The sequence below is a fragment of the Thauera sp. SWB20 genome (genome assembly GCF_000831325.1).
GTDB classification, from domain to species: Bacteria; Pseudomonadota; Gammaproteobacteria; order Burkholderiales; family Rhodocyclaceae; genus Thauera; species Thauera aminoaromatica.
This window is the reverse complement of sequence record NZ_JTDM01000016.1, coordinates 107,671-129,212: the sequence shown is the minus strand read 5'-3', so window position 1 is coordinate 129,212 and position 21,542 is coordinate 107,671. Positions and strand designations below refer to the sequence as shown.

The 21,542-nt window shown below is 71.3% G+C and carries 21 protein-coding genes; 7 read left to right on the top strand and 14 right to left on the bottom strand.

Going from position 1 to position 21,542, the window contains the following annotated elements; genetic code table 11:
- Positions 1-29: 29 nt before the first annotated feature.
- Entirely contained in the window at positions 30-902 is an 873-nt protein-coding gene (locus PO78_RS08055) for a peptidoglycan DD-metalloendopeptidase family protein (RefSeq protein WP_043743253.1), read from the bottom strand.
- A 210-nt stretch (positions 903-1,112) separates the two neighbouring features.
- On the opposite strand from PO78_RS08055, the gene PO78_RS08050 reads away from it, so the two are divergent.
- Complete coding sequence (locus PO78_RS08050) at positions 1,113-2,558, top strand: alanine/glycine:cation symporter family protein (RefSeq protein ID WP_004311272.1); 1,446 nt, start codon at positions 1,113-1,115, stop codon at positions 2,556-2,558.
- An 83-nt stretch (positions 2,559-2,641) separates the two neighbouring features.
- On the top strand, positions 2,642-3,502 hold the full coding sequence (locus tag PO78_RS08045; RefSeq protein ID WP_043743113.1) for a fused MFS/spermidine synthase: 861 nt from the start codon (positions 2,642-2,644) through the stop codon (positions 3,500-3,502).
- A 30-nt stretch (positions 3,503-3,532) separates the two neighbouring features.
- Here PO78_RS08045 and PO78_RS08040 read toward each other — a convergent pair whose 3' ends face one another.
- The 12 genes from PO78_RS08040 to PO78_RS07990 all read right to left on the bottom strand — a co-directional run bounded on the left by PO78_RS08040 (position 3,533) and on the right by PO78_RS07990 (position 14,363).
- The gene (locus PO78_RS08040; protein ID WP_004311276.1) at positions 3,533-3,808 is read right to left on the bottom strand and encodes a hypothetical protein; all 276 of its coding nucleotides are present in this window, start codon (positions 3,806-3,808) and stop codon (positions 3,533-3,535) included.
- A 163-nt stretch (positions 3,809-3,971) separates the two neighbouring features.
- Complete coding sequence (locus PO78_RS08035) at positions 3,972-4,247, bottom strand: hypothetical protein (protein ID WP_004311278.1); 276 nt, start codon at positions 4,245-4,247, stop codon at positions 3,972-3,974.
- 146 nt (positions 4,248-4,393) lie between these two features.
- Positions 4,394-4,942, bottom strand: coding sequence for a DUF3617 domain-containing protein (locus PO78_RS08030; RefSeq protein ID WP_043743110.1), 549 nt, complete (start codon positions 4,940-4,942; stop codon positions 4,394-4,396).
- A 216-nt stretch (positions 4,943-5,158) separates the two neighbouring features.
- The gene (locus PO78_RS08025; RefSeq protein WP_043743108.1) at positions 5,159-6,271 is read right to left on the bottom strand and encodes an ADP-ribosylglycohydrolase family protein; all 1,113 of its coding nucleotides are present in this window, start codon (positions 6,269-6,271) and stop codon (positions 5,159-5,161) included.
- Positions 6,271-7,095, bottom strand: a complete 825-nt coding sequence (locus tag PO78_RS08020; protein ID WP_043743107.1) for a peptidoglycan recognition protein family protein — start codon at positions 7,093-7,095, stop codon at positions 6,271-6,273. The genes PO78_RS08025 and PO78_RS08020 overlap by 1 nt, the downstream gene beginning before the upstream one ends.
- Position 7,096: 1 nt before the next feature.
- Complete coding sequence (locus tag PO78_RS23530; protein WP_004311285.1) at positions 7,097-7,222, bottom strand: hypothetical protein; 126 nt, start codon at positions 7,220-7,222, stop codon at positions 7,097-7,099.
- Between the two features lie 111 nt (positions 7,223-7,333).
- On the bottom strand, positions 7,334-7,957 hold the full coding sequence (locus PO78_RS08015) for a hypothetical protein (RefSeq protein WP_043743103.1): 624 nt from the start codon (positions 7,955-7,957) through the stop codon (positions 7,334-7,336).
- A gap of 12 nt (positions 7,958-7,969) precedes the next feature.
- Complete coding sequence (locus tag PO78_RS08010; RefSeq protein ID WP_004311289.1) at positions 7,970-9,112, bottom strand: chitosanase; 1,143 nt, start codon at positions 9,110-9,112, stop codon at positions 7,970-7,972.
- Between the two features lie 24 nt (positions 9,113-9,136).
- Entirely contained in the window at positions 9,137-10,057 is a 921-nt protein-coding gene (locus tag PO78_RS08005) for a hypothetical protein (RefSeq protein WP_004311291.1), read from the bottom strand.
- Entirely contained in the window at positions 10,054-10,365 is a 312-nt protein-coding gene (locus PO78_RS08000) for a hypothetical protein (protein ID WP_004311293.1), read from the bottom strand. The genes PO78_RS08005 and PO78_RS08000 overlap by 4 nt, the downstream gene beginning before the upstream one ends.
- Positions 10,366-10,545: 180 nt before the next feature.
- Positions 10,546-12,729 (bottom strand): 5-histidylcysteine sulfoxide synthase, encoded by a 2,184-nt coding sequence (gene ovoA / locus PO78_RS07995; RefSeq protein ID WP_043743101.1) that lies wholly within the window; start codon positions 12,727-12,729, stop codon positions 10,546-10,548.
- Positions 12,730-13,064: 335 nt separating this feature from the next.
- Positions 13,065-14,363, bottom strand: coding sequence for an MFS transporter (locus PO78_RS07990; RefSeq protein ID WP_043743100.1), 1,299 nt, complete (start codon positions 14,361-14,363; stop codon positions 13,065-13,067).
- 286 nt (positions 14,364-14,649) lie between these two features.
- On the opposite strand from PO78_RS07990, the gene PO78_RS22220 reads away from it, so the two are divergent.
- From PO78_RS22220 to PO78_RS07970, 4 genes are all read left to right on the top strand, one after another.
- Positions 14,650-14,829, top strand: coding sequence for a hypothetical protein (locus tag PO78_RS22220; RefSeq protein WP_012586022.1), 180 nt, complete (start codon positions 14,650-14,652; stop codon positions 14,827-14,829).
- Between the two features lie 230 nt (positions 14,830-15,059).
- Entirely contained in the window at positions 15,060-15,932 is an 873-nt protein-coding gene (locus PO78_RS07980) for a hypothetical protein (protein WP_043743251.1), read from the top strand.
- Positions 15,933-15,946: 14 nt separating this feature from the next.
- Entirely contained in the window at positions 15,947-16,759 is an 813-nt protein-coding gene (locus PO78_RS07975) for a hypothetical protein (RefSeq protein WP_012586024.1), read from the top strand.
- A gap of 1,761 nt (positions 16,760-18,520) precedes the next feature.
- Complete coding sequence (locus tag PO78_RS07970; protein WP_012586025.1) at positions 18,521-19,153, top strand: LysE family translocator; 633 nt, start codon at positions 18,521-18,523, stop codon at positions 19,151-19,153.
- A gap of 74 nt (positions 19,154-19,227) precedes the next feature.
- Here the strand turns inward: PO78_RS07970 and PO78_RS07965 are convergent, their stop codons facing one another.
- Complete coding sequence (locus PO78_RS07965; protein WP_004313300.1) at positions 19,228-20,130, bottom strand: LysR family transcriptional regulator; 903 nt, start codon at positions 20,128-20,130, stop codon at positions 19,228-19,230.
- A 117-nt stretch (positions 20,131-20,247) separates the two neighbouring features.
- Here PO78_RS07965 and PO78_RS07960 point away from each other — a divergent pair, with 117 nt between their 5' ends.
- A complete protein-coding gene (locus tag PO78_RS07960; protein ID WP_043743097.1) occupies positions 20,248-21,486 on the top strand; it encodes a benzoate/H(+) symporter BenE family transporter in 1,239 nt (412 codons plus the stop codon).
- Positions 21,487-21,542 lie beyond the last annotated feature (56 nt).

Here is a 21,542-nt window from a genome sequence, read left to right as displayed (position 1 = left end):
CAAGCGCGCTGCAACCCGCTTCGAGGCGTCTAGCCGCCGCCGGGCAGAAAGAGCGCCGGGTCGACCATGCTGCGGTTGAGCATCACCGACCAGTGCAGGTGCGGGCCGGTGACGCGCCCGGTGGCGCCCACCGCGCCGATGCGTGCGCCGGCCTTCACCGTGTCGCCCGCCTTCACCGCGATCGAGGACAGGTGGCAATACATGGTGAGCAGGCCGCGGCCATGGTCGAGCCATACCGTGTTGCCGTTGAAGAAGTAGTCGCCGGTGTCGATCACCCGGCCCGCCGCGGCGGCCACCACCGGGGTGCCCGTGGGCGCGGCGATGTCCATGCCGCCATGCGGCTTGCGCGGCTGGTCGTTGAACACCCGGCGCAGCCCGAAGGAGCCCGAGCGCCGCCCCGGTACCGGCTGCAGCATGCGCAGGCTGCCGGGATCGAGCGTGCTCCAGGTGGCGACGATCTCGGCCGAGCGCAGGCGCTCGCGCTCGTGGCGGGCGAGGTCGGCGGGCGACAGGTCGACCTTGCCCGGCGCCACCTTCAGGCGCTGCTCGGCGTAGCGCACCGGCCCCACCGCGACCGGCACCCGGCGCGGCGGCTCGCCTTCCGCGCGCACCTCCAGGTCCACGCTGCCCGGCTCGGCTTCGAGCGCAATGCCCACCACCGCGGTCCACCCGCCCGGGCGCCCGGCGACCAGCACCGGCACGCCGTCCAGGCTGGCCTGGGGCGCGACCAGTGCGGATCCGAGTTCGACCAGGGCGACCCCGCCCGCCACCGCGCGCTCGCGCGGCAGTTCCAGCGCCGCGACCGGCAGGGCAACGCAGGCCGCCGCAGCGGCCAGAACGCAGGCAAGGCGAACGCGGGCAAGGCGTATACGCCACCCGCACGAAGGGAACGAGCGCATCATCGGATTCCTGGATTCGGGGGCCGTGCCGGCGCGTTGCCACGCCTGCAGCATGAAGCTGCGGACGGTGTCGCGACGACGACCGATGCCGCGATGATAGCGGCGAAAAGCGCGGAGATCGCCGATGCGCACGCTAGAATCGCGCCCTCGCTTTTTCCGCCCGCGATCCGGGCTTCATGACGAAACGCCGCCACCCGCGGCTGGAGACCAAACATGGAAGCATTCGCCAACCAGGTCGTCGACCTGCTCAACGGCCTGCTCTGGGGCAAGATCCTGATCTGGCTGCTGGTCGGCACCGGCATCTATTTCACCCTGCGCCTGGGCTTCATCCAGTTGCGCCACTTCGGCCACACCTTCACGGTGCTGCGCGGCAGCCGCCAGTCCGACGCCTCCGGCATCTCGTCCTTCCAGGCCCTGTGCACCTCGCTCGCTGCGCGCGTGGGCACCGGCAACATCGCCGGCGTGGCGGTGGCGATCACGCTCGGCGGCCCGGGCGCGATCTTCTGGATGTGGGTGATCGCGCTCGTGGGCATGGCCACCGGCTTCGCCGAGGCCACGCTCGCGCAGCTCTTCAAGCAGCGCGACGACAAGGGGCAGTTCCGCGGCGGCCCCGCCTACTACATGGAGAAAGGTCTCGGCCAGCGCTGGGCGGGCACGATGTTCTCGATCTTCCTGATCATCGCCTTCGGCTTCGCCTTCAACTCGGTGCAGTCGAACACGATCGCCGGCGCGATGGTCGGCGCCTTCGAGCTCGACATGGGCAGCTTCACGCTGGGCGGCAACGAGGTCGCCGTCGCGGCGCTGGTGGTCGGCGTGGCGGTCACCGTGCTCACCGCGGTGATCATCTTCGGCGGCCTGCGCTCGATCGCGCGCTTCTCCGAGCTCGCCGTGCCCTTCATGGCGGTCGGTTACCTGGTGGTGGCGGTCGGCATCCTCCTCGTCAACCTCGGCGAGGTGCCGGGCGTGCTGGCGATGATCGTCAAGAGCGCCTTCGGCTTCCACGAAGCCGCCGCCGGCGGCATCGGCGCGGCCATCCTCAACGGCTTCAAGCGCGGCCTGTTCTCCAACGAGGCCGGCATGGGCTCGGCGCCCAACGCCGCCGCCGCGGCCACGCCCTACCCGCCGCACCCGGCCTCGCAGGGCTACGTGCAGATGGCCGGCGTGTTCATCGACACGATCCTGATCTGCACCGCGTCCGCCGCCATCATCCTGCTCGCCGGTCCGGTCGAAGGCACCGGCGTCGGCCTGGTGCAGAACGCCCTGACCAGCGAAGTGGGCGGCTGGGGCAAGTACTTCCTCGCCGTCGTGGTGCTGTTCTTCGCCTTCACCTCGATCGTCGCCAACTACTTCTACGCCGAGAACTGCCTGGTGTTCATCGAGCACAACCACCCCGCGGGCCTGCTGATCTTCCGCCTGATCGTGCTGGCCATGGTGATGTTCGGCGCGATCGGCTCGCTGCCCTTCGTGTGGAACTTCGCCGACGTGGCGATGGGCCTGATGGCGATCACCAACCTCGTCGCCATCCTGTTGCTCTCGGGCTTGGTGGTGAAGCTGGCGAAGGACTACAACGCCCAGCGCGCCGCCGGCAAGCTGCCCACCTTCGACGCCCGCGCGTACCCAGAGATCCGCAGCAAGCTCACGCCGGGCATCTGGGACTGAGCCCGGCCACGCCCCGAGCGGCGCCACCCCGGCCGGATGCCAGGCGCGTCCCGGAGCGGGCGCGCCGCGCAGCCGCCGATCCGATGCACAGCCTCCTCGAGTTCCCCAGCCCCTTCCCCGCCGAGCCCGGCGTGGTGCGCCTGCTCGAGCCGCCCGGGAGCGACGCCGCCGCGCTCGCCGCCCGCCTCGTCGCAGGCGACTACGGCAAGCCCTTCGTGCTCGAGAATGGCGGCCTGCGAGCGCTGCACTTCAGCCTCGGCTACGTGCAGAGCGTGATGGACATCGCCAATCCCAGCGCGCTCGTGCTCGCCTATGCACGCGCGATGATGGCCTTCCTGCTGTTCAATCCGCGCCCACGCCGGATCGGCATGATCGGCCTCGGCGGGGGCTCGCTGGCCAACTTCTGCCACCGCCATCTGGCGGCGGCCGAGCTGACCGTGGTGGAGATCGACGCCGACGTGATCGCCCTGCGCCGACACTTCGGCGTGCCCGCCGACGACGCGCGCTTTCGCGTCCTCCACGCCGACGGCGTGCGCTGGCTGGGCGAGACGCAGACGCGCAGCGACGTGCTGCTGATCGACGCCTTCGGCGCCGAGGGCGTCGCCCACACCCTGCTCGACACCGATTTCCACGCCAACGCCTTCCGTCACCTGGGCGGGCACGGTGTGCTGGCCATGAACCTCGCCGGCGCACGCGAATCCTTCGCCCCCCACGTCGCCCGCCTGCTCGAGATCTTCGACGAACGCGTGATCGCGATACCGGTGCGCGAGGACGGCAACCACATCCTGTTCGCCTTCCGCGATCCCGCCTTCACGCCGCGCTGGAACTGGATGCGCAGCCAAGCCCACGCCCTGCAGGCGCGCACCGGACTGGACTTTCCCAATCTCGCCCGCGCGCTCGAAGCCGGCGAACGTCAGGGCCATGCCTGGCGGCTCGCACGCTGAGCGGGCGGCTGCCGTCGGCTCGACGCCGACTCAGCGCCGGTTGTTGAACGGGTAGCCGTACAGGCGCAGCAGCTGGCGGAAGGCCTCCATGCTGACCGCGGGGTCGTAGCTGGCGAACAGCTTTTGCTGGCGCTCGTGCAGCGCCGCGGGCTGTGCCGACAGCAGCATCTCGCGCTCGTCGAGAATGTCGTCGCGCATCCGCGGACTCACGAACAGGAAGGGGATCGGCCGGTACAGGCCGTCGTCGGACGAAAGGTGATAACGGGGGTGGGCGATCTGGATGTTCTCGGCGAGATGACTCTTCATGGCTCCGTCGTACGGTCGAAATCGATGTCCGTCCCGCACCACGCGGGCTCGGAAAGCTGTCGACGCGGGCGGCAGGCCGGCGCGTCCGTCTGAACGACCATGGAAGCGGAAAAAAGATCCCGCCGCACACGCTGCGTGCGCGGCGGCAGCGGCGTGGATCCGCTCAATGCGAGCCGGCGAAGGGGTAGCGATAGAGCTCGAGCAGCTCGGTGAAGCTGCGCGCCCCCGCCACCGGGTCGTAGCGATCGAAGAGCTTCTGCTGGCGTGCGCGCAGGGCCGGGGGCAGGGAAGCGACGAGCAGCGAGCGCTCGTTCAGGATGTCGTCGCGCATCCGCTCGGTCACGAACAGGAAGGCGATCGGTGCATAGAGTCCGTCGCGGGTGGGCAGGTGAAAACGCGGGCTGGCGATGCGGATGTCTTCGGCGAGATGACTTTTCATGGTTCCAGGCTCGCAGGCAGTGGGTCTCCGTCCTTCCTGGAATCATCCCTCATACGCCCCGCAACGCGTAGCATGAAAGCGCGGTGTGGCCGCAATCCATCACGCTCGCACGCAAAAGGCGAGCGCGGATTTCCGTCAGCAGCGCGCTAACGCGCCGGCTTCGGCGCGACCGCCGCCGCCCCGCAGCCCGCACCGAGCCAGCGCGCATCCGTCTCGAGATCGAGGTCGCCGCGCACCGAGGCGAGCTTCACGCGGGTCGTGAAATGCTCCGGGCCTTCGACGCGCGCGTGGAAATCGCCCTCGGCGTCCGGATCGGTGCAGCGCAGGCTGCCGCGGATGGTGTTGCCGCTACGCTCGACCCGCGTCAGCGTGCAGTTGCCCTCGACCTTGCCGGCGAAGACGTTGTCCTGGCGCGCCTGCGCGGGTGTGATGCAGCTGCGCACGCTGCCGTCCGCGCCCAGGCTCACCCCGCGCTGCTGCATCTGCTGCTCCAGCATGCGCCGGGTGTCGGCCGGCAGGCCCTTGATGTGTTGCTGCAGCATGTCCATCTGCGCCGCCATGTCGGGCAGGCCGGCCAAGCTCAGGCGGGTGGAGCGGAACTCCCACAGGCCGGGGCGGAGGTCGTCCAGCGCGTGCGCGGCCGGCACGGCGCAGGTCAGGACAAGAGCGAGCGCGGCAGCGCGGATCGGGGTCATCGGGGCGGTCCTCGTGGTTCGGCGTGCGGGCGCGGAAGCGCGCCCGACATCGACGCCTGCATTATCGCAGGCCGGGGGCGGGCGACGACGCCTCGCAGCCCCCCGGATCGTGAGCGGATTTTGCGGCGGCACGAAGGAGCGCGGTGCGGCGGACAGCGGCGGAGGAGCCCGGCGTGGCGGGTATCGGCACGCCATGCATCTCGACTTGCGTCGCGCCTACAGGACCCGGCCCGGCCCGATCCGTCCCGCCAGCGCAAGCAGCGCCGCGTGATCCACGAGCCCCTTCACGAAGCGCGTGGGGATCCCCGCCAGACCGACCTGCGCCCCCACCAGCGCACCGGTCAGCATGGTGCGCGCGAGGTTCTGCCCGCCGCCATTGAGCGCATGCAGCACCGCCGACTCGAAGTCGTCGGCGAAGCGCGCCGCGAGGTAATACGCCGCCGGAAACTGGTGATACACCGCGCAGGGCATGCCATACACCAGCGCGACCTTCCACGCCGGCTCGATGCGCACGTCCGGGTTGTGCGCCGCGCGCGCGATCGACGACTGCGTGAGCAGCGCATCCGGCGACGGGAAGCGGCCGGCGGTCGGGGCCTCGGCGGCACCGGGGCGCGGCGCCTGGAGGTTTCCCGCGGTCACGGTGTGGAAGGGCAGCGCGCCGGATTTCACCCGCGCCATCAGCTTGGCCGAGATCGCCGCGTCGAACTTGTGGCCCTCGACCAGCATGCCGAGCACCGCGCCGAAGGCGACGGTCATCGCCACCACGGTGCCGTCGGTCTGGGTCAGCACCGTGTTGCGGGTGACGGCGTCGGCGAGCGCGGCGGGGTCGAGGGCGTAGCGCACCGCGATCGCCAGCGTGCGCTCGGCGGCCTCGGTGGTGTCGGCGTTGCCGGCCACCCGGCCCCAGGGCAGGCCCTGCCGGATGCGCTTGCGCCAGGCCTCGCGGATCGACTGGCTGGTGTAGCCGCCGGGCCCCTGCATCGGCGTGCCGTCGAGTCGTGGAAAGAAATCCTCGTCCATGCGGCGGCAGAAGTCGGCCTCGTCGTAGCCGCCGCATTCGGCCAGCGACTCCATCGTGAGCCTCAGCAGCACGCCGGCCTGCGAGGATTCGCCCGCCTTCATGCCCGCATGGTAGTGGTCGGGCATGGGCGCGGTATAGCCGGTGATCCACGGCCCGTAGCGCGCGCGCAGCTCGTCGAGGTCGTAGTACCAGTGCGGGCCGAGCGCCAGCGCGTCGCCGATGAAGGCTCCGAGCAGGGCACCGAGGGCACGGTCCCGCAGGGCGGCGGGCCCGTCGATGCCCGCGACGGAAACCGGGTCGGCAGACATCAGGGGCCGATCGCCACGGTGTCGAGCGCCTTCCAGGTCCGCGGACCGACGATGCCGTCCGGCACCAGGCCGTGCGCGCGCTGGAAGCGCCGCATCGCCGCCTCGGTCAGGGGGCCGAAGGCGCCATCCACCTGCTGTGCGCCGAAGCCGAGCTTGCGCTGGACTTCCTTCACCAGAAAGATCGGATTGCCCGTCGCGCCGCGCCGGATGGTGGGTCGATCCTCCGCATCCTTGCGCGGGATCGAGGGCACGGGCGCAGCCGCGCCGCTCATGAGGGCCGCGACCTCGCTGCGGAAACGCTCCATGTCGAGCGTGTGCGGGTCGCTCTTGCGCCCTTTCGGCAGCGCATATTCCTTGTGACCGCAGCACATCCCGGCATCCTGGCCGAGATGCGCCAGGATGGCGGCCACGCCGCGACGATAGGCGTCGAGCTGCACCTCGGGCCAGGGTTCGAACCCGGGTTTGGTCGGATCACCGATTCCGGTGCTCTCGGCCTCGATGCCGATGAAGCTGCCGTTGCCGTCAGTGATGCCCTTCCACTCGCCCCGCCCCGCGTGATTGGCCCTTCCCGCGGCGATCACGTAGAACGTGCCGTCCCGCCCGAGACCGAGCTGCGCCAGCGGCCTCGCCAGATCGGCACGCCCGTTCTTGAGTACCCCGAGGCTGGGCATGTTTCCGCTCCGCGGACCGGCGGTGTGATGGCAGATCACGCCCTTGACGACACCCATTTCGCTCCGTCCGCGGTTCGGCCAGCCATCGACCTCCGCGACCTTCAAGCCGGCGTCCCTCAGAACGACCGGCAACCATGTCAGCTGGAATGGCATGTCAGGCTACCCCCCCTTCGGCGGCGGGAAGGTCTTCGTCGGGCGTCGCCTCGGTCTCCTGGACCGGGCGGTCGCACACGTCGATCTCCTGCTCGTCGGGTTCGCGTTTTTCGGTCGTTCCGTTCATCTTGCAGCCCTCCTTCCTGTCCTGGGTGCGCCCGCAGGACGGTGACGCCCATGCGGGATACCCTTCAATATAGGCCGTCGATGCGCCCCGACAAGCGGATTCCAGGCCCGATCAGGTCGTCCATTGGTCGTGGATGACCCCCACCAGCAGCCAGCGTCCGTCCACCTGCTCGAAGACCAGGCGCAAGGCGCTCCAGTCGAAGGCCGCGGCCCCGCCACCCGGCGCGGGCTCGACGTAGTACTCCACCCGTGTTCCCTGCGGATACGCTTGGGCAGCGTTGTCGGCAGTGTTGCCGCGCTGCTGGTCGACATTCACACCGATCCTGCCCGCCCCGCGATAGTCGCGGTCGAGCACGAAGCGCTCGACATACTGCGCGGCCGTCAAGGCGATCGGCTCGCCGCTGCCGTCGGCATGGCCCCACACGTGGACCGTGGCGTCGTCCCAGAAGTGGCGCAGCTGTGCGGGCAGGAAGACGCGATCCTCCTCGACATCGACGTAGGCATAGGGCGAGAAGCGCACGCCCTTGTGCGGATGCGCCCTGCCCGCGAGGCGTTCGCCGTCGCGTCGCACAAAGGCCTCCACGACCTCGTTCGCGACCAGGACGATCTCCTCGACCGCAGTGCGGGCCGGAGCCGGCGCTGGCGCCGGCACGCCGCGCCTTTCGCCCGCGTACAGGCCGGCCACGAGCAGCAGCACGGCCAGCGCCACCATCCACAGCGTCTTCGCGCGCTTCATCGACCCGCCCCCTCAGGCCGTCAACTCGCCGATCAGGGCGGGGTCCGCGATGCCGGTGGCCGCCAGCCCGTGCTGCGCCTGCCAGGCCTTGAGCAGGTTGAAGCTGGTCCGCCCGAAGATGCCATCGGCGAGGATGTCCACGCCCCGGTCGGACAGGCCGAGCTGCAGCAGGCGGACATCCAGCCCGCGCGCCAGCGGGGTCGCCAGCGTCAAGGGGCGCGAACCCGGCTGCGGCCCGTCGTAGCAGCCGGGCGGCAAGGCGGCGAGCGTCACGCTCGAGATCTCCCTGCCGCGCACCACGAGCGGCATCTCGAGCCCCCAGAAGCCCTGGTCGATGAGGCGTCCGAACGCTTCCATGCGATACACCGTCTGGCGCAGGTCGGCGCGCGCGTGGCCCTCCAGCCAGGCTCGTCGCGTGCGCACATAGGCGTCGATCCAGGCCTGCTCGCCCACCGCCGCGGGCTCGCCGACCGCGCGCGTGGTGCGGTCGCGCATCGCCAGCCAGGAGCCGTGCACGGCGCTGTCGTACACCACCGCCACGCCGAGCGGGGTGTGCACGCCCAAGCTTGCGGCCGCGCGCAGCGCAGGCTCCCAGTAGGTCCGATCGAAAAACGCATCCTGCGTATCGCGCATCACCGGATCGTCGGCGGTCGCACGCAGCACGTTGTGCAGGCGGGGATCGTCGTCGAGGCTCTCGTCGATGGCCAGGAAGCGCGGCAGGTAGGACGCCAGCCGGCCGGCGAAGCGTGCCCCGGGGTTGGCGCAGTATTGCTGCAGCAGCTTGGCGAGGTTGCCAGAGCCGAGCGTGGTCTGCGATCGGCCGAAGGTCAGGTGGCCGGTATCGCCCGGGATCAGCGTCACCTTCCCGTACTGGCCCAGCACCTCCCCGGTCTCGAACAGGTTGACGATCGCCTTGGCGACCGCCGCCTGGGTGGCGGTGACGCCACCGGCGACCGCCCCCCTCCCCGCGCGCGCCGCTGCGGCGGGGGCTGCGAGGCTTGCCCCGGCCGCCGGCGTGGCGCTGCGATCCTCGAAGCGCAGCACGCAGAACCCGGGCCGCTCGGGATGGGGATCGCAGCTGGTGACCCGGAAGCCGAGCTGCTCGACGTCGAGCGTCTTCTCGGCGCAATCCGTGCAGGGAATGATGCGTTCCATGGCTCGCTCCTTCGGGTTCGGGGATCAACGCCCGGCAAGGCCGCACACGTACTGGCGGTGCAGGGACAGACGCGTCGTGGCGTCCGCGGAATCGGCGTCCAGCAGCGCCAGGTAGCGGGTATAGCGCTCGCGCGCGGCATCCGGGCCCAGGCTGGCGAACGCGCCGGCACCGGCTTCCTGGTCCAGGACCCCCAGCGCCTCGGCGTTCCGCCATACCGCGGGCAGCTTCGCATCGGGCAGCGCGGCCAGGCAGCCCAGCGTGACCAGGGCGTGCCGGGACTGCTGGCGTTCCTCGCTGCGATAGGCGTTCAGCGCGGCGTCGGCCTTGGTCAGGAAGACGTCCCGGACCTCCGGCCGCGCGGCGAGGGCGGTCGCGGCGGCGCCGGTCGCGAACAGCTGCCCGGCGCCGAAGCGCGAGTCGGTCGCGCTGCGGGCGTCGACATCGGTCTGCAGGGTCGCCAGCACCGAGGGGAAGCGGCCTGCGTTCACCGGGATCACCGACAGCTCCTTGCGCTTGTAGCCGAGGGTGAAGGTGGAGGTGCTGCCGCCGGCCTCGTAGCCGATCTTCAGGCCCACCGTGGTCGAGCTGCCGAAGAACATCGGCTTGAAGTCGCCCCCCTGCTCCGGATCGGACGGCAGCGGCGCCGCGGGCGCGAGCAACGCGCGGGCGGCGTCGCCGGTGGCATAGAGCTGCTTCACCTGGCGATCGAGCAGCTGCCCGTTGGTCATGAACACCGCCAACACGGGCGGCACCGCGCCGCTCTCGTAGCGCGGGCCGAAATAACCCTCGACGCGATCGTAGGCGATGCTGGCCGATGGCGGCGTCTGCTCGACGTCCACGCCGAGGGAGCTCTTGGTCACGAAGACCACGGTGTCCGGCCGACTCGCGCAGCCGGCGACCATCAGCGCGAGCGACAGGAGGATCGAAACGCGGCGAGTGCTCATCTGACGACCTCCGTTCGATCTGCAGCGGGCGCGAGGCAGGCGCCATCGCGCAGGAATCCGAGCGTGGTGTCCGCATAGCCCAGCACGAGCGCGCTGCCCGCCTCGGCACGAGTCCAGCCCAGGCCCAGGGTCTGCACGCGCAAGGTCTCCCCGGCGACCGCGCCTTGCGCCGGCGGGAGGGTCAGATGCATCCAGCCGAGCAAATGCCGCTGCCCCTCGGCATCGACCCACACGTGCGCGCACCCGCCTGCCAAGGCCAGCACGGCCAGCGCTCCACCTCGCAGGATCGAATCGACCAGGGGATTCATGTCAGGCTCGATGAACCACGCCGGCGGAAGCCACCGTGGGCGCTTCGCCCGGTGACGATCCCCGGCCCTCCGGGAGCACCGCCATGCGGGTCACGCTTCCAGCATAGCCCGCGGTCGTGGGCTTGCAAGCCGGCCGCGCCCCGCCGCATGGCACGACGGACGAGCGCGGCGCGGGGCGGCTCAGGAGCGCTTCCTCCAGACGGTCAGCTCCGACAGCGTGTGCTGGTGCTTGCGCCGTGTCTCGCGGATCACGAAGGGCACCGCCTGCGGCCCCTGCACCAGCTCGAAGTCGGCGGCGAGCAGGTCCTTGAGCCCGTCGAGGGTCGTGTACGACTCGCCATCCTTCTTGAAGCCGCCGATCCACTCCTCGCGCTTGGTGTGCTCTTCCAGCCAGGTGTAGGGCGAGGCGAGCAGCAGCAGGCCGCCGGGCTTGAGCCGCCGCGGCACGTCGGCGAGGAAGCGGCGCGGGCTGTACAGGCGGTCGATCAGGTTGGCGGCGAGGATGAGGTCGAAGCCGGTGAACACGTCCTTGAGGTTGCACGCGTCGCCTTGCCAGAACTCGACGCGGCCGGCGGTCCCGGCCAGCCCGAGGGCGTCGAGCCGGCGCTCGTGGTAGGTGACCAGCTCGCCCTCGTCGGGCATCGTGTAGCGCAGCACGCCGGTCTCGGCGAGCTTGACGCCAGCCTGGATGAAGCGCGCCGAGAAGTCGATGCCGACCACGCGCTCGAAGGCGCGCGCCAGCTCGAAGCTGGCGCGACCGGTGGCGCAGCCGAGGTCGAGCGCGCGGCCGAAGCGGCCCTTGCCGAAGCGGCGCTGGGCCGCGATCGCGATGTCGGCGAGCGCCTTCGGGAAGTTGGGCACGCCGAAGGCCTCGTCGCCGTAGTGGAACTCGGCGTACTGCGACAGCAGGGTGTCGGTCTCGTAGCTCGAGGCCGGGTTGATCACCGGCGCCTCGCTGACGACGTAGCGCAAGCCCGCGTGCTGGAAGAAATGGCGGCGGAAGGCGTAGCGCGAGGCGTGGCGCGACTCGTTGCCGGCGGAAATCCAGCTGCCGCCCTTGATGATGGCATGGCGGTCGTCGAAGGTCGGCGTGGTGAAGTCGTCGTAGATCGGGTGCACGTCGAAGCCATCGAAGGGATAGGTCGGGGTCTCGCACCACTGCCAGACGTTGCCGACCACGTCGAAGAGCTCGCCGTGGGCGAAGCGCGTCACCGGACAGCTCGAGGCCCAGTGGTCCAGATGCAGGTTGGCGTTGGCGGGGGCGTCGTGCGGCACATCGGCGAGGCCCGCGTGGTCGTGGATGCGGTTCCACTCGTCCTCGGTGGGCAGGCGCACCGGCTGGCCGGTCTCGCGCGCTTTCCAGCGGCAGAAGGCGCGCGCCTCCAGACAGTTGACCTCCACCGGCCAGTCCCAGCGCATCGGCACTTCCTCGGTCATCAGGCGTAGCTTCCAGCCCGCAGCGTCGGGGACCCAGAAGGTCGGGTGCTCGGCGCGGGCGAACCTGCGCCAGCCCAGGCCCTCCTCGTCCCAGACGCTGTCGTCGGCGTAGCCGCCGGCCTCGACGAAGCCGAGGTATTCGCGATTGGTCACCAGATGGCGGGCGGCCTGGAAGGCCGGCACCTCGGCGCGGTGCGTGCCGTACTCGTTGTCCCAGCCGTAGATCGGCTCGTCGAAGCTGCGGCCGAGCGTGACCGTGCCGGCGGGGATGTCGACCAGCGCGTTGGCCGGCGGCTCGCCATGCTCGGCGCAGGGCTGCCAGGCGGGATGCGGCTTCACGTACTGCAGCGCGTGCTGGCGCATCAGCACCGAGGAGGTCTCGAGGTGGATGCGCTCGTGCTCGATGCCCATCACCACCGCCCAGAACGGGTCCTTCCAGCCGATCGGCAAGGTGAAGGGCATGTCGCGGATCACGCGCTCGACCACCGCGCGCACCTTGCCCCGGTAGGCGGCCACTTCGGCCACGCTCGGCCAGTCGTAGCGCGCGTCGTCGAGGTCGTCCCAGCTCATCTCGTCGACGCCGACGGCGAACATGGACTCCAGGCGCGGGTCGATGCGCTGCTCGATCAGGCCGGCGAGCATGAACTTGTTGATGAAGAAGGTGGCGGTGTGGCCGAAGTAGAAGATCAGCGGGTGGCGCAGGCTGATCGGTTTCCGGTAGTAGGCCTCGTCGCAGGTGAGCACCTCGAACAGCGACTCGTAGCGGTCGAAGGTGGCGTGGAAGTAATGCAGCAGCTCGGCGCGCTTGGCCTCGATATCGGTGCCGGAGAGCAGCGGGGTGCGCGGGAAGAGGGGCGCAGGGCTGCCGGCGGAGGAGTAAGCGGGGGAAGGACGGTCGCCAGGGGTCGCTTGCGATGCGGGGTTCATTGCGGGGGACCTCGTCATTGGGACGGATGGGCTGCATCTTTCCACGTTTCGGCGCGGGAATGTAGCGTGGGCCGGCATCCTGCGCAGCAGCGACACGAGCCGCGATCTCCGATCCTCCAGCCGGCGCCGTGCCTCAGCCCGCGCCGCGATCGCGACTCGCGTCGCTCCTACCGCTCACACCGGATGCGGTCGCATTTTCGAATCGCGACTTGCGTCGCGCCTACCGCTCGCACCGGATGCGGTGGTTTTGTGGGAGCGACGCAAGTCGCGATCAGGCCGCCCAGAACTTTCGCGCCCTCGCCGATCGAGCGCTGCGATCGCGACTCGCGTCGCTCCTACGGGGGGCCGCCGCGCTGGCGGAAGGCGGGCTCGCGGGCGAACAGCAGCGCGGCGACCAGCGCGTTGAGCAAGGCCGTGGCCAGGAAGAGCTGCGGCACCGCGAAGCCCGCGGCCAGCAGCCCGATGCCCATCGCCGCGGCGGCAACCATGAAGAGCGCGTTGAGGATGTTGTTGCCGGCGATCACGCGCGCGCGGTGCGCCGGCGCGGAGCGCTGCTGCACGAGCGCATACAGCGGCACGATGAAGAAGCCGCCGCACACCCCGATCATCACGAGGTCGAACACCACCCGCCACACCTCGGCGCGGGCAAACAGCGCATCCAGCCCCTGGCCGGGCGGGAAGGCGCCCGCCGCCGGGCTCGCCCACCACAGGTCGAGCGCGAACAGGCTCAGCCCGATCGCCCCCGGCAGCACCATGCGCGGCTCCACCCGCCCGCGCGACAGGCGCCCGCACAACAGCGAGCCCGCGCCGATGCCGACCGAGAACAGCGCCAGCAGCAGCGTCACCGCGCGCTCGTCGCCGCCGAGATGATCCGCGGCGAAGCCGGGAAACTGCGACAGGAACACGGCACCGTAGAACCAGAACCACGAGATGCCGACGATGGCGACGAAGACCGCGCGCGCCTCGAGCATGAAGCGCAGCATCTCGCGCGTCTGCGTCACCGGATTCCAGTTCACCCGCAGCCCGGGGTCGGCCGCCGCCGCGGGCGGGATGGCGCGGCTGGACCACCAGCCGAGCAGCGCGATCGCGAGCACCGCGACCGCCACACGGCCGGGCCCGGCATCCCCCGCCACCAGCAGGCCGCCGACGATGGTGCCGGCGAGGATGGCGACGAAGGTCGCCGCCTCCACCAGCGCGTTGCCGCCCACCAGCTCGTCGTCGGCGAGCTGCTGCGGGATGATCGCGTACTTGACCGGCCCGAACAGTGCCGACTGCGCCCCCATCAGGAACAGCACGACGAGCAGCAGCGGCAGCGACATCAGGGCGAAGCCGACCACCGCAAGCGCCATTACGGCGATCTCGAGCAGCTTGGTGGCGCGGATCAGGCGGCTCTTCTCGTACTTGTCGGCGAGTTGGCCGGCGGTGGCCGAGAACAGGAAGAAGGGCAGGATGAAGACACCCGCGGCGAGGTTCACCAGCACCCCGGGCGAGTCCGCCCCCAGACGCGCGGCCTGGAAGGTGATCAGCACCACCAGCGCGTTCTTGTAGACGTTGTCGTTGAAGGCGCCGAGGAACTGGGTCAGGAAGAAGGGCAGGAAGCGGCGCTCCCGCAGCAGGCGGAACTGGCCGCTCATCGTGCGGCCTCGCGGAAATGGGCAAGCGCCGTGCGGCCGCTCGCGGAGATGGGATTGGCGGGAGTCTTCATCGCCCGGCAAGGTAATCGGAAATGCGCCCGGTCGCCACCGCCGCCGCGTCACCTGCCCCGGGGCGACGCGGGATGCATCCTTGCCGAAGGAGCGGCGCATTCGCGATCTTCGGCGCCGAATCCGCCGAGCCGGGGCGGCGCGGACCGGGCGGGGGGGGGACAATGCCCCACCTCCTGGCCTACAATGTCGCCTCTTTCCACCGATCGAGCGCCGCATGACCCTGCCCGCCCGCCTTCGTTCCGCCCATCGTCGCGCCGCGTTGCGCGCGGGCGTGCGTGTGCGTGCGCGCGGCATCGTGTCGCCGCTGCGCGATCTCGCGACCCAGCTCGCATTCAAGGTCACAGGGTCTCCCGCCGTGCTTTCCCAGGCCGTGCGGGGCCACCAAAGGGGCTGAGCCCCACCCCCGCACGGCACCTTGCCCGGGACGCGCACGCCGCGCCTCCCGTTCAACGTGCAGCCGCCGCGGGTCTTTCTCCAGCTTCCCGCCCATCGACCGCTCATCGACCAGGCTGGCGGTCCGGCCGCGGTCCATCCGGATCCTCCCGGCCATCGGCACTGCCCCACGGGGCTGCACCCGGAACGCCACGCCCGCCGCGTGGCGATGCGATGCACGAGGGTGATGCGATGGTTCTCACAAGAAGTTTCGTCAGGGCGAAGCGGCCCTGTACCGATGGATTCCGCTGGTTCGTCCGCCAGTTCGGCGAAGGCGGCGACTACCAGGCCATGCTCGACGAGATGGTCGCCGCCGGCCGCGTCGGCGACGCCTGCTGGCTGCTCGAGCAGTTCGGCCCCACCGACGAGTTGCGCGTGGTCGACGCGATCGAGGCCGACGCGATCGTGTTCGCCGGCACCCTCGAGGTGCGCGGCGGCGTGGACGTCGACGGTGTGCTGCGTGTCGGCCGCTCGCTGCAGGCCGGTGCCGGGGTGCGCGCGGGTGGCGAAGTCCACATCGGCGCCGACCTGCGTGTGGAAGGCAGCGTGCGCGCCGAGGCCGGCCTCCAGATCGGCGGCGACCTGCGCGTGGGCTGGGGCGTGGACTGCGCGGGCGAGCTGCGCTGCGACGGCGATCTGCGCACCGGCTGGGACCTGCGCTGCGGCGGGCGCCTGCGCGTCGCCGGCAACGCGTACGTCGGCCTCGACCTGCAGGCCGAAGAGGGCGTGCGCTGCGCCAAGGGCCTGCAGGCGGGCGGCGACATCCAGGTCGAGAACACCTTGCGCGCCGCACAGGGCATCGCCGCGGGCGGCTCGATCCGTTCCGGCATGCACCTCGAGGCCGGCTGGGGCATCAAGGCCGGCGGCGTGATCGCCGCTGCGGGCGCGATCCGTGCCGGCGAGAGCCTGGCGGCGGGCGAGGCGATCCGTGCCGGCACCGGCTATGGCGTGTTCGCCGGTCTCGACGTGCAGATGGAAGCCTGGGAGGCGAGCGCGCGGGTGAGCGCGCCGCAGCGCCCCGAGGGCCTGATGAGCGGCTGGTGGGCCGGCCCCTCGCCGTGCTGAACGGAGGACGCGTCATGAACACTCTCGCCCTGCACCTGCGCGGCCTGCCCGCCCGCCACACCCCGCTCTCCCACCGCGCCAGCCTCTCACCGCGCTCGGTGCTGGCCTTCCCGCAGCCGCCGCCGTTCGTTGCCGGGCCGGCCGTGGCCTTGCGCACCGCACTCGGCACTGCGCTCGCTACCGTCCTGCGTCGCATGCTGCGGCCGCCGCGCATGGAATTGCGCATCGACGTGAGCCCGCCCGACACTGCCATCGAGGCCGAACTCGACACCCTCCACGGCCGGCTCCACACCCCCGGCGACGCCCTGCACGCCTGCACCCGCCTGCCCACGCTGCTGCCCGACCTGGTCTTCCACCACCGCGAGGCCGACGGCGAGCACTACGTCTATGTGGAAGACGTCGCGCGTGGGTGCCTCGCCGGCTACACGGTGTTCAACCGCCTGATCGAGGTCGACCGCCGCACCGACCGCCACGTGCGCTCACCGCACTCCAAGTACGCCCCCGCCTACCAGGGCCGCGGCATCGCCAGCGCGGTGTATGACTGGGCGCTCGGGCGCGGCTTCTGTCTGGTCAGCGGCGCCCGCCAGTCCGCCGGCGCGCACGCGCTGTGGCACGCCCTCGCCCGCCGCCACCCCCTGCGCTGGGTCGCGCTGCGCACCAAGCGCATGCACGACCTCGGCGCCAGCGTCGCCCCGACGCGTGCAGCCGAACTCGACACCCGCATGATCCTGCTCGGCCACGGCTGGAGCGCCGCGCGCCTGCGCAGCCTCGGCCTGCTCCATCCGGCCGCCGAGGCCGCCAACGAGACGATGCGCCGGCGCGCGTGAAACCTCGCGCCCCGCCGCACCCGGCGCGCCCGATCGCGACTTGCGTCGCTCCTACGACGCGGGCCCGGCAGCGCGGCGGGTCTTGCGGGAGCGACGCGAGTCGCGATCGCGGCGCGGCACCGCAGGCGTGACGGTTTCCGTGGGAGCGACGCAAGTCGCGATTGCGGCCGCTCCGGGAGCGCCCACGCAATTCGACCGCCCGATCGCGACTTGCGTCGCTCCTACGACGCGGGCCCGGCGGCGCGGCGGGTCTTGCGGGAGCGGCGCGAGTCGCGATCGCGGCGCGGCACCGCAGGCGTGACGGCTTCCGTGGGAGCGACGCAAGTCGCGATTGCGACCGCTCCGGAGGCGCCCGCGCAATTCGACCGCCCGATCGCGACTTGCGTCGCTCCTACGACGCGGGCTGGGCAGCGCGGCGGGTCTTGCGGGAGCGGCGCGAGTCGCGATCGCGGCGCGGCACCGCAGGCGTGACGGTTTCCGTGGGAGCGACGCAAGTCGCGATTGCGGCCGCTCCGGAAGCGCCGCGCAATTCGACCGCCCGATCGCGACTTGCGTCGCTACTACGACGCGGGCCCGGCGGCGCGGCGGGTTTTGCGGGAGCGGCGCGAGTCGCGATCGCGGCGCGGCACCGCAGGCGTGACGGTTTCCGTGGGAGCGACGCAAGTCGCGATTGCGGCCGCTCCGGAAGCGCCGCGCAATTCGACCGCCCGATCGCGACTTGCGTCGCTACTACGACGCGGGCCCGGCGGCGCGGCGGGTTTTGCGGGAGCGGCGCGAGTCGCGATCGCGGCGCGGCACCGCAGGCGTGACGGTTTCCGTGGGAGCGACGCAAGTCGCGATTGCGGCCGCTCCGGAAGCGCCGCGCAATTCGACCGCCCGATCGCGACTTGCGTCGCTCCTACGACGCGGGCCCGGCGGCGCGGCGGGTCTTGCGGAAGCGGCGCGAGTCGCGATCGCGGCGCGGCGCGGCGCGGCACCGCAGGCGTGACGGCTTCCGTGGGAGCGACGCAAGTCGCGATTGCGACCGCTCCGGGAGCGCCCGCGCAATTCGACCACCCGATCGCGACTTGCGTCGCTCCTACGACGCGGGCCCGGCAGCGCGGCGGGTCTTGCGGAAGCGGCGCGAGTCGCGATCGCGGCGCGGCACCGCAGGCGTGACGGTTTCCGTGGGAGCGACGCAAGTCGCGATTGCGGCCGCTCCGGGAGCGCCCACGCAATTCGACCGCCCGATCGCGACTTGCGTCGCTCCTACGACGCGGGCCCGGCGGCGCGGCGGGTCTTGCGGGAGCGGCGCAAGTCGCGATCGCGGCGCGGCACCGCAGGCGTGACGGCTTCCGTGGGAGCGACGCAAGTCGCGATTGCGACCGCTCCGGGAGCGCCCACGCAATTCGACCGCCCGATCGCGACTTGCGTCGCTCCTACGACGCGGGCCCGGCAGCGCGGCGGGTCTTGCGGGAGCGACGCGAGTCGCGATCGCGGCGCGGCACCGCAGGCGTGACGGTTTCCATGGGAGCGACGCAAGTCGCGATTGCGACCGCTCCGGGAGCGCCCGCGCAATTCGACCGCCCGATCGCGACTTGCGTCGCTCCTGCAGACTGCGCGCGGGGGAGGAGGCTTGCGGATGGGGTGGGTTGTCGGGACGGTGGGGATACAATCGCACGTCTTGGCGCGATCTGCGCCGCAACTCGCAATCCTCCGCCCGCTGCGCGCTGCCGCCCCCGTCCACGGCCCGCCCCGCGTCTTGTCGCACGGATCCCCCCGATGACCGTCACCCAGAGCCTGCTCGCCTTTTCGCTCGCCGCGGCGCTGCTCGCCGCCACGCCGGGCGTAGACACCGCCCTCGTCCTGCGCACCGCGATCGCCGGCGACCCCCGCCGCGCCGCCGGCGCCGCGCTCGGCATCGCCGCGGGCTGCCTGATCTGGGGCGGCGCGGTCGCGCTCGGGCTGGCCGCGCTGATCACCACCTCGACCCTGCTCTTCGACGCGCTGCGCTGGATCGGCGCGCTCTACCTCGGCTGGCTCGGCGCCCGCCTGCTGCTCGCCCCGCGCCGGGCGGAGGCCGATCCCGGCGCCGCGGGCGACGGCGGCGGCACGCCGGGCGCGGCCTTCGCCGCCGGCTTCCTCACCAATCTGCTCAACCCCAAGGTCGGCATCTTCTACCTGACCCTGCTGCCACAGTTCGTGCCGGCCGGAGTGCAGGTGGCGAGCTTCATCTTCCTGCTCGCCACCATCCACGTGCTCATGTCCCTGCTCTGGTTCGCCCTCCTGATCGCACTCGCGCGCCGCATCGCCCCGGTGCTGCGCCGTCCGGCGGTGATCGCCGGTCTGGATCGGCTCACCGGGCTGGTCTTCGTCGGCTTCGGCGTGCGCCTCGCGGTGACGCAGCCGGGCTGATCGGGCGGCAGGTCCTCCGCGGACGCGGACGCGGCGAACGGGCACTCGCGCACGACAGGGCGGACGCGCCCGGCTCAGCCTGCCGCCGCTCCGCCGAAACGCTCCGCCAGCCAGTCGATGAACACCCGCACGCGCGCGGACAAGGGCCGGTCCGCCGGGTAGAGCGCGTGCACCGGCAGCACGGGCGGCGGGAACGCGGGCAGGATCTCGACGAAGCGACCCTGCTCCAGCGGCTCGCGCACGTGGTAGTCGGGCACCTGGACGATACCGAAGCCGGCCGCACAGGCGGCCACGTAGGCACCGCCGTTGTTCACCGCCAGCCGCGAGCGCAGGCTGCGCAGCTCGATGCGGCCCTCCACCTCGAACTCCAGCGGCAGCGACTTCGCGGTGGAGGCGGAGACGTAATCCACCATCCAGTGCGCCTCCAGGTCCTCGAGGCCCTGCGGCAGCGGATGCTGCGCGAGGTAGCCCGCGCTCGCGCACGTCACCTGGCGCAGGCGTCCGAGCCGGCGCGCGTGCAGCGGCACGTCGCCGAGCTCGCCGATGCGCAGCACGCAGTCCACGCCCTCGCGGATGAGGTCGATCTGGCGGTCGCCGACGCTGATCTCGATGCGGACCAGCGGATAGCGCGTGTAAAAGTCGGGCAGGGCCGGGATCAGCAGCAGCCGGCAGAAGGAGTCGGGCAGGTCGATGCGGATGCGCCCCTGCGGGTGATGCGCGGCCTGCGAGAACTCGGCCTCGGCGTCGTCGAGGTCGGCGAGGATGCGCAGGCAGCGCCGGTAGTAGCCCGCGCCGTCCACGGTCGGGGTGACCTGCCGCGTGGTGCGCGCGAGCAGGCGCACGCCGAGGTGGGCCTCGAGCTGCTGGATGATCTGCGTCGCCGACGCGCGCGGCAGGCCGAGCTGCTCGGCGGCGCGGCTGAAGCTGCCGAGCTCGACGATGCGGGTGAAGAGGCGCATGGCCTGCAGACGATCCATGGCGGCGATTATTCGTATAAACCAAATAGTGTAGTTGTTTTATGCGTCTTTATCTGTCGATAGCAAACAGCGATCATCCACAGCCCGACACCCTCGACCCCAGCCCCCTCGAACGCCATGCTCGCCCACCTCGAACGCCCCGCCGGCCCCGCCCCGGGGCTGCGCCGCATCCTCGACGACTTCGGCCTGACCTATTTCGCCAACGGCCTGATCGCCTTCATCTTTTCGGCGACCGGTCCGCTCGCCGTGATCCTGTCCGTGGGGACCCGCGGCGGCCTCAGCCAGGCCGAGCTGGCCTCCTGGGTGTTCGGCGTGTTCTTCGTGAATGGCCTGGTCACGCTCACGATGAGCCTGCGCTACCGGATGCCGCTCGGCTTTGCGTGGACGATCCCCGGCACCGTGCTGGTCGGTCCCGCGCTGCAGCACCTGAGCTTCGCCGAAGTGATCGGCGCCTTCTACGCGACCAGCCTGCTGGTGCTGGTGATGGGCGCCAGCGGCTGGGTCAAGCGGGTGATGTCGGCGCTGCCGATGCCGATCGTGATGGGCATGGTGGCGGGGGTGTTCCTGCGCTTCGGGCTGGACATCGTGCGCGCGCTCGACAGCGACGTGGCGATCGCCGCGCCGATGATCATCGCCTTCCTGCTGCTGTCGGCGAGTCCGGCGTGGGCGAAGCGCATGCCGCCGGTGATCGGCGCCTTGCTGATCGGCGCGCTGCTGATCGGTGCGCTCGGTCGTGTCGACACCTCGACGCTCGGCAGCCTCGCCTTCGCCCAGCCGGTGGTGCAGGCCCCGGTATGGTCGCTGGGGGCGCTGGTCGAGCTGGTCGTGCCGCTGGCGATCACCGTGCTGGTGGTGCAGAACGGCCAGGGGACCGCGGTGCTGAGGGGCGCCCAGCATGAGCCGCCGGTCAATGCGATTGCCGTCGCGTGCGGCGTCGGGGCGTTCTTCAGCGCGATGGTCGGCGCGGTCAGCACCTGCCTGACCGGCCCCAGCAATGCGCTGATGACCTCCTCGGGCAGGATGGACCGCCAGTACACCGCCGCGCTCACCTTCGGGCTCTTCGGCGTCCTGTTCGGCCTGCTGGCGCCGACCTTCACCGGCCTGATGCTGGCCGCTCCCAAGGAGTTCATCATGGTGCTCGGCGGCCTGGCCATGCTGCGCGTGCTGCAGGCCGCCTTCCTGGGCTCGTTCGGCGGCGGCAAGTTCACGCTCGGCGCGCTGGTGAGCCTGATCGTCACCGTCGCCGACATCGGCATGTTCAACATCGGCGCCGCCTTCTGGGGCCTGGTTGCCGGCTTCGGCGTATCCTGGCTAATGGAAAAGCACGACTTCACCGCGCTCGCCAACCGCACCTGAGCCGCCGCGGCAGGCCTGCCCCCACCTGCATTCCGGTGCGGCGGGCCCCTCTCCGG